The organism is Pseudomonas sp. L13, from assembly GCF_009935965.1.
GTDB classification, from domain to species: Bacteria; Pseudomonadota; Gammaproteobacteria; order Pseudomonadales; family Pseudomonadaceae; genus Aquipseudomonas; species Aquipseudomonas lactis.
The window spans coordinates 1-12,816 of the sequence record NZ_QODJ01000024.1 but is presented as its reverse complement, the minus strand read 5'-3'; the positions used below and the strand labels follow the sequence as shown (position 1 = coordinate 12,816).

At 62.5% G+C, this 12,816-nt stretch carries 13 protein-coding genes; 7 read left to right on the top strand and 6 right to left on the bottom strand.

The window, feature by feature from the left end:
- Positions 1-170 precede the first annotated feature (170 nt).
- Positions 171-1,643, top strand: coding sequence for an AMP nucleosidase (gene amn / locus DK871_RS13885; protein WP_153475217.1), 1,473 nt, complete (start codon positions 171-173; stop codon positions 1,641-1,643).
- Between the two features lie 71 nt (positions 1,644-1,714).
- Positions 1,715-2,350 carry a pseudouridine synthase gene (locus DK871_RS13880; protein ID WP_161905442.1) on the top strand — a complete coding sequence of 212 codons (636 nt, stop codon included), beginning with the start codon at positions 1,715-1,717 and terminating at the stop codon, positions 2,348-2,350.
- Here the strand turns inward: DK871_RS13880 and DK871_RS13875 are convergent.
- A complete protein-coding gene (locus DK871_RS13875) occupies positions 2,345-2,554 on the bottom strand; it encodes a DUF2788 domain-containing protein (protein WP_016773053.1) in 210 nt (69 codons plus the stop codon). The two genes, DK871_RS13880 and DK871_RS13875, sit on opposite strands and share 6 nt — an antisense overlap.
- A 218-nt stretch (positions 2,555-2,772) precedes the next feature.
- On the bottom strand, positions 2,773-3,252 hold the full coding sequence (locus DK871_RS13870; RefSeq protein WP_003194418.1) for an Lrp/AsnC family transcriptional regulator: 480 nt from the start codon (positions 3,250-3,252) through the stop codon (positions 2,773-2,775).
- Between the two features lie 427 nt (positions 3,253-3,679).
- On the opposite strand from DK871_RS13870, the gene DK871_RS13865 reads away from it, so the two are divergent.
- Complete coding sequence (locus DK871_RS13865; protein ID WP_161905441.1) at positions 3,680-4,561, top strand: DUF6515 family protein; 882 nt, start codon at positions 3,680-3,682, stop codon at positions 4,559-4,561.
- 26 nt (positions 4,562-4,587) lie between these two features.
- On the opposite strand, the gene DK871_RS13860 is transcribed toward DK871_RS13865, so the two are convergent.
- Both DK871_RS13860 and DK871_RS13855 read right to left on the bottom strand, forming a co-directional pair.
- Positions 4,588-5,493, bottom strand: coding sequence for a cation diffusion facilitator family transporter (locus tag DK871_RS13860; protein ID WP_161905440.1), 906 nt, complete (start codon positions 5,491-5,493; stop codon positions 4,588-4,590).
- A 9-nt stretch (positions 5,494-5,502) separates the two neighbouring features.
- Positions 5,503-5,922, bottom strand: coding sequence for a hypothetical protein (locus tag DK871_RS13855; RefSeq protein WP_003194410.1), 420 nt, complete (start codon positions 5,920-5,922; stop codon positions 5,503-5,505).
- A 253-nt stretch (positions 5,923-6,175) separates the two neighbouring features.
- Between DK871_RS13855 and hrpB the strand changes: the two genes are divergently transcribed.
- The gene (gene hrpB, locus DK871_RS13850; RefSeq protein ID WP_161905439.1) at positions 6,176-8,683 is read left to right on the top strand and encodes an ATP-dependent helicase HrpB; all 2,508 of its coding nucleotides are present in this window, start codon (positions 6,176-6,178) and stop codon (positions 8,681-8,683) included.
- 122 nt (positions 8,684-8,805) lie between these two features.
- On the opposite strand, the gene DK871_RS13845 is transcribed toward hrpB, so the two are convergent.
- Together DK871_RS13845 and DK871_RS13840 are read right to left on the bottom strand one after the other, a co-directional pair.
- Positions 8,806-9,894 (bottom strand): endonuclease/exonuclease/phosphatase family protein, encoded by a 1,089-nt coding sequence (locus DK871_RS13845; protein WP_161905438.1) that lies wholly within the window; start codon positions 9,892-9,894, stop codon positions 8,806-8,808.
- Between the two features lie 41 nt (positions 9,895-9,935).
- Positions 9,936-10,595: a YciC family protein gene (locus DK871_RS13840; RefSeq protein WP_161905437.1), complete on the bottom strand. Its 660-nt coding sequence runs from the start codon at positions 10,593-10,595 to the stop codon at positions 9,936-9,938.
- Between the two features lie 180 nt (positions 10,596-10,775).
- Between DK871_RS13840 and DK871_RS13835 the strand changes: the two genes are divergently transcribed.
- The 3 genes from DK871_RS13835 to DK871_RS13825 all read left to right on the top strand — a co-directional run bounded on the left by DK871_RS13835 (position 10,776) and on the right by DK871_RS13825 (position 12,722).
- On the top strand, positions 10,776-11,489 hold the full coding sequence (locus DK871_RS13835) for a DUF2076 domain-containing protein (RefSeq protein ID WP_161905436.1): 714 nt from the start codon (positions 10,776-10,778) through the stop codon (positions 11,487-11,489).
- A 119-nt stretch (positions 11,490-11,608) separates the two neighbouring features.
- Complete coding sequence (locus DK871_RS13830) at positions 11,609-12,085, top strand: NYN domain-containing protein (protein ID WP_003194396.1); 477 nt, start codon at positions 11,609-11,611, stop codon at positions 12,083-12,085.
- Positions 12,086-12,110: 25 nt separating this feature from the next.
- The gene (locus DK871_RS13825; protein WP_161905435.1) at positions 12,111-12,722 is read left to right on the top strand and encodes a PolC-type DNA polymerase III; all 612 of its coding nucleotides are present in this window, start codon (positions 12,111-12,113) and stop codon (positions 12,720-12,722) included.
- Positions 12,723-12,816: the final 94 nt, after the last annotated feature.

Here is a 12,816-nt window from a genome sequence, read left to right as displayed (position 1 = left end):
TAACGCGTGCTTCCTGAATAAACGCGGCGCCTATGGGTTTCTCGCGAGCAAGCTCGCTCCTACAGGGTGTTAGGGCTTGTCACCTCCATATTTTAAGGTGCATTCCAATCCTGTGGTTTCGGTGAAGCCTGGATACAGGCAAGATAAAGGCCTGCAAGTCAGAACACAGGATGCTTACCGTGACCGAAGCTTTTGTTGTCGTTAAAACCGCCGAAGAAGCCGTGGACCGGCTGGCGGCGCTGCATGAGCGTGCCACTGGCGCGCTCAACCAGGCGCTCAAGCAATACCTCAAGGACCGCGTCGAGCCCGACGCCGCGCAGCGCGCATTGTTTCGCTACCCGGAACTGCGCCTGACCTATCACTGCCACGGTGAAGTCCCACAGACCACTCGGGCGTATGCCAAGGTGCAACTGCCGGGTACCTACAGCGTCACCGTGACCCATCCGGCCGCGTTCCGTAAGTACCTGCTGGAGCAACTGGTGCCGCTGATGCACGACTTCACCGTGACGGTGGAAGTGGGCGTCAGCCAGCAGAACATCCCGTACCCCTATGTGGTGGAGCAGGGCGATGAACTGGCCGGCTCCGGCGTCACTGCCGCGACTCTGGCCCGCGTGTTCCCCAGTACCGACCTGTCTGCCGCCACCGATGGCATTGCCGATGGCCTGTACGACTGGGAAAACACCGACCCGCTGCCCCTGGCCCTGTTCGATGCCGCCCGCGTGGACTTTTCCCTGCGTCGCCTGGTGCATTACACCGGCAGCGACTGGCGCCATGTACAGCCGTGGATCCTGCTGACCAACTACCACCGCTACGTGGACCAGTTCATCCTGCATGGCCTGGAGCAACTGCGCAGCGACCCGCGGTTTATCCGCATGGTGCTGCCCGGCAACGTGGTGATCGACAAGAGCATGGACCACGGCGAAGCCTCGGCCATTGCCGCCGGCGTGGTGTGGCACCGCTACCAGATGCCGGCGTATCACCTGCAGGCCACTGACGGCCATGGCGTGACCCTGGTGAACATCGGTGTGGGCCCGTCCAACGCCAAGAACATCACCGACCACTTGGCCGTATTGCGCCCGCATTGCTGGCTGATGATCGGCCACTGCGGCGGCCTGCGCCAATCCCAGACCATCGGCGACTATGTACTGGCCCACGCCTATATGCGCCGTGATGGGATTCTCGACCGCGTGGTACCACCGAACATCCCGATTCCGGCCCTGGCCGAAGTGCAGCTGGCGCTTCAGCAAGCGGCGGCGAAAGTCACCGGCGAAAAAGGCGAGGAGCTGAAAAAACGCCTGCGCACCGGCACCGTGCTGACCTATGACGACCGGAACTGGGAACTGCGCTGGGCCCAGGAGCGCCCGCTGATCAACCTGTCCCGTGCCGTGGCCGTGGACATGGAAAGCGGCACCATCGCCGCCCAGGGTTACCGTTTACGCGTGCCTTACGGCACTTTGCTGTGTGTATCGGATAAGCCGTTGCACAGCGAGATCAAACTGCCGGGTTCGGCCAACGCGTTCTATGAGCGTGCGGTCAGCCAGCACTTGAAGATCGGCATCGAGGCGGTCGACCTGTTGCGCACCGAACTCAACTCCTTGCACTCGCGCAAACTGCGCAGCTTCGACGAGCCGCCGTTCCGCTAAGCGGTTGGGATGGTCATTTAGCGGTCAGGCCACTAGCATTGTCGGTCCTGACCGTTAGATGTTCCTTTGCCATGTCCCGTCCCACTCGTCCCGATTCACGCCGCCCTGGCGTGAAACCACCGCATTCTGCCGCTCGCCGCGTTGCCAAGGCGCCACCGGCCGAGCCGAAGTTGATCCTGTTCAATAAACCTTTCGATGTGCTGACCCAATTCAGCGACGAAGGCGGGCGCGCGACCCTCAAGGATTTTATTGATATCCCCGGTATTTACCCGGCAGGGCGCCTGGACCGTGACAGCGAGGGCTTGCTGCTGCTGACCAACGATGGCCAGCTTCAGGCGCGGATTGCCGACCCCAAGCACAAACTGGCGAAAACCTACTGGGTGCAGGTAGAAGGCGAACCCACCGAAGAACAGCTGCAACGCCTGCGCCAAGGCGTGGAGCTCAACGACGGCATGACCTTGCCGGCCGAGGCGCGGCAACTGGATGAACCGACGTTATGGCCGCGCAACCCGCCGGTACGTTTTCGTAAAAGCGTGCCCACCCACTGGCTGGAACTGGTGATTCGCGAAGGGCGTAATCGCCAGGTACGGCGCATGACCGCGGCGGTAGGCTTGCCGACCCTGCGCCTGGTGCGCGTGCGTATTGGTGAGTGGTCGATCGAGGGCCTGGATCAAGGCCAGTGGAAGGCAGTGCCGGCGCGCTTATAAGGCGCCGGATTCAATCAGGCCGATCACCACGCTCTTGATGATGAACGCGGCCACGCCCAGGCCCAGCACGAAAAACAGGATGAACGAACCAAAGCGCCCGGCTTTGGATTTCTTCGCCAGGTCCCAGACGATGAAGCCCATGAAAATGATCAGGATGCTGACCAGGCCAGTCATCATCCATTCTTCAAACAGGGCGGGGTCGATGTTGTTCATGGGGCTCTTCCGACAAGACAAGCGAGCAGTATACGGCAGCATCCTAGACGCAACATTGACCTGAGTCCTGCACGGGCAGGGGCTTACTGTGATGCCATTGTAGGAGCGAGCTTGCTCGCGAAAAACTCACAGACGCCGCGTTCATTCAGAAGGCACGCGTTATCGTTAACGTTTTTCGCGAGCAAGCTCGCTCCTACAGTTGAACATCCTCAGGTGCGCAGGTGGGTCAGGGGCAGTTCGGTGCTGTTCAATACCTGATTGAGCACAAAGCTGGAACGCACGCTGGTCACCCCTTCAATACGGGTCAGGTGGCCCAGCAGCAGCTTCTGATAATGGTCCATGTCCGGCACCACCACCTTCAACTGATAGTCCGCATCCATGCCGGTCACCAAACTGCACTCCAGCACTTGCGGCAGGGTGCGGATGGCGGCTTCGAAATTCTCGAAGCGCTCCGGCGTGTGACGGTCCATGCCGATCAATACATAAGCGGTGAGGCTCAGGCCGAGCATCTTGCGGTCGAGCAGGGCGACCTGGCGGGCGATGTAGCCGTCGTCTTCCAACTGCTTGACCCGGCGTGAGCAGGGCGAAGGCGACAGGCCGATGCGTTCGGCCAGCTCCTGGTTGGAGATCCTCGCGTCGCGCTGCAATTCCGCCAGAATACTCAGGTCGTATCGGTCAAGCTTGCTCATTGGGTTGGCCTTTGTCGTAACTATTGCGGTGAATTATCCATGAAGGGTTAAAAATTGCGCAAGCACTGTTTATTGACGCAATCTTCGCAATCCTCTGCCCGCCCGGCACGCCTATGATTACCAACAGAATCACCGCCTGGACAACAGTCCACAGCAACGCGCCCAATCAGGCTCGTTGCGGCCGCCGCCCCAGCAGGGTTGAGCCGGCCTCCAGGCTGCACACTGTCCACAAGACGGCGTGAGGTGAGCCAACGTTAAAAGCGTTGAGCCAGGACGAAATTCTCAAGGGGTGGCCGACGGGTCACCCCTTTTTCTTTGTGCGCGTTTTACCTTCAGAAAATAGTTCTCGTGACTGATAACCTGTCTCAGAACCGGGCGAGGCTTTTCCAGTCTCATGATCAAGCCCCAATCCGCAGTGAGGAAAAGCATGAAGCGCATCTGGCGTATGGCAGGTGTTGGTTTGCTGGTGGTCAGCGTCGGCTCCCAGGCGATGGCCGACGAACGCGATAACTCACCAGGCCCGGGGCATGGGCCGCAGGGGCAGCATGAACGGGGCCCCGAAGGTGGGCCGCGGCCTGAGCATAACCTGCCGATCCAGGGCCGGCCCGATACCGTGCGCCAGACCCAGGAGCCGCGCCAGGGTTATTACCGTGATATTCCCCGACGCAACGATGACAACCGGCATTGGGAGGCCGGTGGCCCTGGTTCGCGCCCGGGCAATGACCATCCCAACGATAACCGCTGGCCGGGTCGCCCTGACGGGCATGGCAATGGCTGGGGGCCTGGGCCGCAGCATCGCCCTGGGTATGTCATCGAGCGTTTCCCCGAGCGCAATTACCGCGTGCCGTACCGTGGCCAGGATTACTTCTACTCGGGAGGCTACTGGTACCGGCCCCAAGGCCCTCGCTACGTAGTGGTGACGCCGCCCTATGGCATCCGCGTGCATTACCTGCCGGACTACGCGCGTGAAGTGTGGGTAGGCGGCTCGCTGTTGTTCCTCGCCGCAGGCGCTTATTACGCCTACGAGCAAAGCACCCAGCAATACGTGGTGGTACAACCGCCGGCGCAGGTGCCATCACCCCCGCCGGCGCCTCAAGGCAACGGCTATGACGTAGTGGCTTACCCGGCCAACGGCCAATCGCCAGCCCAGGTCCAGCAGGACGGCTACGACTGTTATCGCTGGGCGGTGCAACAAAGTGGCTTCGACCCGCGCACCGTGACCTACGCCCCGGACCCTGCGGTGGTGCAAGCCTACCGCCAGGCCCAGGGCAACTGCCTGGGCAGTCGCGGGTATCAGGTGCAACAGTAGCAGTGGCAAGCTACGAGTATTTAGCTTCAAGCTTGAGGCTTATCACTTGAAGCTTGTAGCTGATCCGCCGGATCCGCATGCACCAGCACTTCGGCTTTCGGGTATTCCCGGTGAATGGCATCGGCGGCCTGGTCGCTGATGCCGTGGGCCACCGACAGCGTCAATTCCCCCGGCAATTCCAGATGTAACTGCACAAACCAGTGGTTGCCGGAAACCCGCGTGCGCAAGTCGTGGGCACCCAGCACGCCGGGTACGCCACGGGCCAGTTCCAGCATGTGCTGGCTGACATCCGGCGGTAGCTCCTCATCCATCAGCACGGCAAAGCTTTCCCGGGCGATCTGGATCGCGCTCCACAGAATGTAGGCGGCGATCCCCAGGCCAAACCAGGCGTCGACCTGATGAAAGCCCACCCCAGCCAACACCAGCGCAATCAGGATGCTGCCATTGAGCAGCAAGTCTGAACGGTAGTGCAGCGAGTCGGCACGCACCGCGTTGGAGCCGGTCTCGCGCACCACGCGGTGTTGCAGCACCAGCAGGGCCACGGTCAGCGCCAGGGACAAGATAATCACGCCGATACTCAACCACGGTGCGCCAACCGGCTCTGGGTGCTTGAGCCGTTCATAGGCCTGGAGCGCAATCAGCACCGCACTGCCGGCGATAAACAAGGCCTGCGCCATTCCCGCCAGCGACTCCGCCTTGCCATGCCCATAACGGTGATCGTCATCGGCCGGGCGCAGGGCGTAATGCACTGCCAGCAAATTCAACAGCGAAGTGACGCCGTCGAGCAGTGAGTCGGTCAGCCCGGCGAGCATGCTCACCGAGCCGCTGAGCCACCAGGCGATGGCCTTGGTCACAATCAACACACAGGCCACGCCCACCGAGGCGCGGGTGGCCAGGCGCAAAAGCCTGGCGTGTTCGGGGCTGCTGGTCATGAGCTGTCCTTACGCGGCAGGCTGCAGGCCCAGGGCCGCCAGTTGCTGCACGCTGCCCTTGAACTGGATCAGGCGTGGGTCGTCCAGCGGCAAGGTGCGGCCGGTTTCTTTCTGGATGATGCTTTGCAGCTTGGCGTTATCGACCGTGCCGTCGGCGCCGATGGCTTCGTGCAGTTTCTCGGGGGCGACCTGGGCGGTCTTGCCCGGTTCGAAGTAAATGGCGCCCGTGGCGAAGTCGACACCGAAGGCGATCAGGCCGGGGATCACATAAAACAACAGGCCGAGGGCATCGAGTACCGCGATGGTCGGATCGATCTTGCCGTCGATCTGGCCACGGCGGTCGGGGTAGAAAATCGACCCGCAAGCGGTGAGTTGGCTCAGCAGGGTGACGGCGAGGACACCGCCGATGACACGGGAAGCGATACGCATGAAAAAGTCTCCTGAACAGATTTAAGGGTGACTATAAGCCAGATCGGCCAGACGCCGATGAACCAATGTGGGAGCTGGCTTGCCTGCGATAGCGTCGGTTCAGGAAATACAGCGCCAACTGTCACACCGCTATCGCAGGCAAGCCAGCTCCCACCTTTAACTGCATTCACAGCCCAAAGCGTGGGTGTTTTTGAGACCCGCATCGGCATCCGGCAGTTCGCCGTTATACTCGCCGCTCTGCTTTGGAGCCAGTATGAATTCGTTGCCGATCGATGATGTTTTACCCGCCCTGCGTGACGCCTTGGCGCATCGCCATGAGGCCGTGCTGGAAGCGCCCCCCGGCGCCGGTAAAACCACCCGCGTGCCGTTGGCCTTGTTGCATGAGCCGTGGCTCGCCGGGCAAACCATCCTGATGCTCGAACCCCGGCGCCTGGCTGCCCGCGCTGCTGCCGAGCGGCTGGCCAGTGAACTGGGTGAAAAGGTCGGTGAGACCGTGGGCTACCGCATCCGCCTGGACAGCAAAGTCGGCCCCAACACGCGCATCGAGGTCGTCACCGAAGGCATCCTCACTCGCCGCCTGCAGGACGACCCGGCGCTGGACGGCGTGGGCCTGTTAATCTTTGACGAATTCCACGAGCGCAGCCTCGATGCTGACCTGGCGCTGGCCTTGAGCCTCAACGGACGCGAGTTGTTCCGCGACGAACAGCCGCTGAAAATCCTGCTGATGTCCGCCACCCTCGAAGGCGAACGCCTGGCCGGCTTGCTGGATGACGCGCCGATCCTGCGCAGTGAAGGGCGCATGTTCCCGGTGCAGATGCGCTGGGGGCGACCCTACCAGGCCGGCGAGTTTATCGAGCCGCGCGTGGTGCAGACCATCCTCGAAGCCCTGCATGACGAAACCGGCAGCGTGCTGGTGTTTTTGCCGGGGCAGGCGGAGATTCGCCGCGTCACCCAGCAACTGGCCGACGCTCTGGGTGATCGCCCTGACGTGCTGTTGTGCCCCCTGCATGGTGAACTGGACCTCAACGCCCAGCGCGCCGCCATCGACCCGGCGCCGGCCGGCAAGCGCAAAGTGGTGCTGGCCACCAACATCGCCGAGACCAGCCTGACCATCAACGGCGTGCGCGTGGTGATCGACGCCGGGCTGGCGCGGGTGCCGCGTTTCGACCCCGGCAGCGGCATGACCCGCCTCGACACCCAGCGCATCTCCCGCGCCAGCGCCACCCAGCGCGCCGGCCGGGCAGGGCGGTTGGAGCCGGGGGTGTGTTACCGGTTGTGGTCCGAAGACCAGCACGACGGTCTTGCCGCTTATGGCAGCGCGGAAATCCTCGCCGCCGACCTGGCGGGGCTGGCCTTGCAACTGGCCCGTTGGGGCGTGACGCCCAACCAGTTGGTGTGGCTGGACGTACCACCGACTGCCGCGTATGCCCAGGCCCAGGATCTGTTGCAACGCCTCGGTGCATTGGACGAAGAAAACCTCACTGCCCATGGCGAGAAGATGGCCGAGTTGCCGGCTCACCCGCGTATCGCCCATCTGTTATTACGTGGCCAGGACCTGGGCCTCGCCGCCACCGCCTGCGACGTGGCAGCCTTGTTGGGCGAACGCGACATCTTGCGCGGCGGCGGTGCCGATTTGCACAGCCGCCTGGCGCTGATGTCCGGTGAAGAGCGTGCGCGAGGCACCCAGGGCGGCGTGCAGCGCGCCAAGCAACTGGCCCGGCAATACCAGGGCTACCTGCGCGGCAAGGCGACCCAGCCGGTGGACAACCCCGACCACCCGCGCTGGCTCGGCGCCTTGCTGGCACTGGCCTACCCGGACCGCGTCGCCCAACAACGCCGCCCCGGTGGCGCTGAATATCGCCTGGCCAACGGCCGAGCGGCGCTGTTTGCCGAAGCCGACAGCCTGATGAAACAACCCTGGCTGGTGATCGCCGACCTGGGCAGCCGCCAGGGCCAGCGTGAAGAACGCATCTACCTGGCGGCGGATTTTGATCCTGCACTGTTCGACACGGTGCTGGCCGAACAAGTGCGCAATGTCGACCAACTCGACTGGGACGAGCGCGAAGGCGTGTTGCGTGCCGAGCGCCAACGCAAAGTCGGTGAACTGGTGCTTAGCCGCGAACCCCTGACCGGCCTCGACGAATCCGCCCGCAGCCAGGCGCTGGTCAACCTGGTGCGCCGCAAAGGCCTGGAGCTGCTGCCCTGGACCCCGGAACTGCGCCAATGGCAAGCTCGTGTGATGCTGCTGCGCCAATTGGATGCGGGCAAAACCAGCGAGTGGCCCGACCTCAGCGACAAGGCCCTGCTCGCCAGCCTCGAACACTGGCTGATGCCCTACCTGGGCAAGGTCTCGCGCCTCAGCCATTTCGCCAACCTGGATATCTCCAGCTACCTGCACAACCTGCTGCCCTGGCCCTTGCCCCAACGCCTGGAAGAGCTGGCGCCCCAACATGTGAAAGTGCCGTCGGGGTCATCGGTACGTCTGGACTACAGCGAGCAGCCGCCGATTCTGGCGGTGCGCTTGCAGGAATTGTTCGGGCTGGCAGACACCCCGCGTATTGCCGGTGGGCGCCTGGCCGTGAAGCTGCACCTGCTGTCCCCGGCGCGGCGGCCGGTGCAAGTCACGCAGGACCTGGCGAACTTCTGGCGCAGTACCTATGCCGAGGTGAAGAAGGATTTGAAAGGGCGCTACCCCAAGCATTACTGGCCGGATGACCCGCTAGTGGCCGAAGCGACGGCCAGGATCAAACCGCGTAAATAGGCGCGATGCAATTCACGTGTGGGAGCTGGCTTGCCTGCGATCGCATCGCTGCGGTGTCACTGAAAGACCGCATCGGCGGCATCGCAGGCAAGCCAGCTCCCACAAAAGATTAATGATGTGGGTTATTGCGCGGCAGGCAGCAGGAAGCGGGCAATGACCGGTAAATGGTTGGAGATGCGCAACGTGTCTTCCTGCCTCACCTTCGCCTCTACCCGCTTGATGCGCGGGCTGTAGAACAGATAATCCAAGGTGCGATCCGGCCCTTCCAGGCTCGGGTCATTGGGGAAGTGCGTCAGCCAATTTTCACGATCAATCCCGCTGGATTCGCTGTTTCTCGGGATCATCGGGTACTTGTCCCACAGCAGGTGCAGCTCGCTGTCCGGCGCATACTGCCCACGTTTAGCCGCGTCCAGGCGCAGGTATTGGCCCAGTGGCAGCAGGTTGAAATCCCCGCCGATCAACCAGGGCGTGCCCCGGCCTTCGAACTTGTCCAGCAGCTTGGCCGTGGCTTGCACTTGTTGTTGCGCGGCCGAGCGCCCAGGTGCACCGCCGTCCAGGCGTGTATTGAGCACGGCCAGTTGGCCGCCATCGCTCAAGGGCAGGTAAGTCAGTAGCAACGCAGGTTTAGGCTGGAACTGACGGCTGATGAAGTTGGCATCGCCGGTCGGCAGTTGCAGGCGTTCGGCGTGTTCTATCTGGTAGCGGCTGAGGGTGGCAAGCTTGCGCCCGACGCTGCCGAAGATATGCAGGCTGGGCACAAAGTCGGCCTTCCAGTCGAAGGCCTGGGTGCTGCACGGGTACAGATCCACCAGGCGCTCCTGCAACAGCGCAAGCTGGTCCTGATAGTGGGAAGGCTTGGCGCCTTCGTCGACTTCCTGCAACAGCAGGATGTCGGGTTGTTCGTCGCGAATCACCCGCGCCACTTCGTCGAGGCTGAACGCCATGTCTTCGACGGTGGGGCGATCGTCGGGGCCGCTGCCGTCCGGGGTGTCGTACCAGAACACGTAGTTCTTGCCGGCCAGGTATTGCACATTCCAGGTCATGACCTTGAGCGCCTGCCCCGGCAGCAGCGTCGGCGCACGGGGTGCCACGCAACTGACGGGCAGGGTTTCTTTGTCGGCAGGGCGCCAGGTCAGGCTGTAGATCAGCGCGGCCAGCAGGCCGGCGATGATCAACAGGCTCAACAGGGTGATGCGCAATAAACGGGTCATCGGCTCGGCTTATATGCGTGTCAGAAGAGCCACGGAGCATATCACCGCACGTCGGCATCGCCACCGATCAGCATGAATAAACGGAACAACACCACGCTGGTGAACAGTTGCAGGAAGCTGTGGGCGCTGTCCATCAGCAGCCCCAGCAGCGGCGCGGGGTCGGGATACGCGGCCACGCTGGCGCCCTTGAGCAACCACAACGGCGTCATCACGCACAGCAGGCACACCAGGATTCGCCAAAAATGCCCACGGGTCAGGCGAAAACTTTCCTTCATCGCCTCTAACGCCGGCATACCGCGTAGCACCAGCAGGTATTCGGCGAACGCCAACACCACCATCAGCCACAAGCCGGGCAGGAAATACAGCGACAACCCGAGCAATATCAGCAGCGTGCTCATGGCCGTCAGCAAGGCGAAGCGCGGCCACAGGCTCAGGGCCATGGCCCACACGTCCTTGGTGCGCGGCGACTCACCGCGGGTGCGGGCGTCGAGAAACAGGATCAGGGCGCCGGTGTACAGCGGGTATACCAACAAACCCACGACCACGCTGTAGCCGGGAAACGCATCCGGGCCCAGCGTATGGTCCAGCACCTGTTGCAGCAAGGCTTCGAGGATCACCAATGGCAGGCACAGCTGGACGATGGCGCCCAGGTTGCGCTGGGTAAAGCGGAAGGAGTCGCGCAAAACGTCTAACGGATTCATCAGGGTCATCACAGGCCTGGAAGCAGAGGGCGACACTTTAACCGATCAGGCTCAAAGGGGCGCAAACGTAAACCTTGAGTAAAGACCATTGAAACAACTCGTAACATCCCCATAACTGAAAAGCCCCTGGCCTGATCACAGGCGGGACAAGAATTTTTATCGGCAATCTACGAGGTCGCCATGAACAGCGAAGAGCAAACCCTGATCGATGGACTGTTTTCACGGTTGCAACAAGCCGAAACGGACTCAGCCCCCCGCGACGCCCAGGCCGAAGCGCGGATCAAGGAGCATATGGCTCGCCAACCCGCCGTCGGCTATTACATGACCCAATCGATTCTGGTGCAGGAACATGCGCTGCAAAGCCTCGACGCGCAGAACAAGCAACAGGCCCAGCAGATCCAGCAGTTGCAGGACGAGCTGCAACGGGCCAAGGCCACGCCACCTGCGCCGGCCAGCGGAGGTGGGTTCCTGTCGAGCATCTTTGGCAGTAGCTCCCGGGAGCCACAGCCGGCGCCGAGCAACTCGGGTGGCGGCTGGCGTGAACCGGCGCGGCCCGCTTTTGGCCAGCCAGCGCCGCAGCAGAGCTACCAACCGCCGCAAGCACCGGTCGCCGCGCCCCCAGGCAGCGGCTTCCTCGGTGGCGCCATGAAGACCGCCGCCGGTGTGGCAGGTGGTGTGTTGCTGGCCGAAGGGATCAGCAGCCTGTTCCATCACAACTCGCAACCGCAGGTGGTGGAAGAGATCATCGAACAACCGGCACCGGCCAGCGATCAAGGCAACTGGGGCAACGATGACCAGCAGTTCGCCGGTAATGACCGCTGGGGCGGCAACAATGCCGACAGCGATTTTTCGGACGATTCCTCTTCATTCGGCGACGACGATTCTTTCGTCTGACCCACGCAGACCGGAACGCTACGGCGCTCCGGTCTGATTTTTTCCCGGAAACGCTCCCTTGGCTGGCATACTGGCGCCCTTTCCGGGCGCTGGCGCCTGGCTGTCCATGAGGAAGTGCGGTGAAAAAAATTGCAGTGTTCGCCGATGTGCAAAACCTCTACTACACCGTGCGCCAGGCCTATGGTTGCCACTTCAACTACGCCGCCCTGTGGGCTGACATCAGCGCGCGCGGGCAGATTGTCGAGGCGTACGCCTATGCCATCGACCGCGGCGACAGCAAGCAGCAGCAGTTCCAGCAGATCCTGCGCAACCTGGGGTTCACGGTAAAACTCAAGCCGTACATCCAGCGCAGCGACGGCTCGGCCAAGGGCGACTGGGACGTGGGCATCACCCTGGACATCATGGATGCCGCCGACCATGTCGACGAAGTCGTGCTGGCCTCCGGTGACGGTGATTTCGACATGCTGCTCGAACGCATCATCCACAAGCATGGCGTGCGGGCCGTGGCCTACGGCGTGCCGGGGCTGACGGCCAACTCATTGATACGCGCCGCCAGCCACTACGTGCCGATCGAAGGCGCGTTGTTGCTCAAATAGATCGTAGAACGGAGTTGGAACAGGTTTGGAACGTATAGCGGTCATCGACTTTGAAACCACCGGCATCACCCCCAGCAGCCACTGCCGGGCCACGGAGATCGGCGTGGTCATCCTCGAGCGCGGGCAAATCGTGGACCGCTACCAGAGCCTGATGAACGCCGGTGTGCGTGTACCGGTGTTTATCGAACAGCTCACCGGCATCAGCAACGCCATGCTGCGCAGCGCGCCACCGGCTGAACGGGTGATGAACGAGGTCAATGAGTTCGTCGGCACCACGCCCTTGATGGCGCACAACGCCGCGTTCGACCAGAAGTTCTGGGACTTTGAGCTGGGCCTGATCCGCCGCACCCGCCTGCAAAAGTTCGCCTGCTCCCTGCTCCTGGCCCGCCGCCTCATGCCGGCTGCGCCCAACCACAAGCTCGGCACCCTCAACGCCTACGCCAAACTGCCCCACACCGGCCAGGCTCACCGGGCGCTGGCGGACGCTGAAATGGCCGCCAACCTCACGGCGCACCTGGCCCAGGAACTGCGCCAGACTCATGGTTTGCGTGAACTGTCCCATGACCTGTTGTGCACCTTGCAGAAAGTGCCGGCGGCGAAGATTAATGAACACCTGAAGAAACATCGCGGGTTCTAAGTACACTGAAGATCCAAATGTGGGAGCGGGCTTGCTCGCGAATGCAGGGTGTCAGTCGCTAAATAAGTTGACTGACACCCTGCATTCGCGAGCA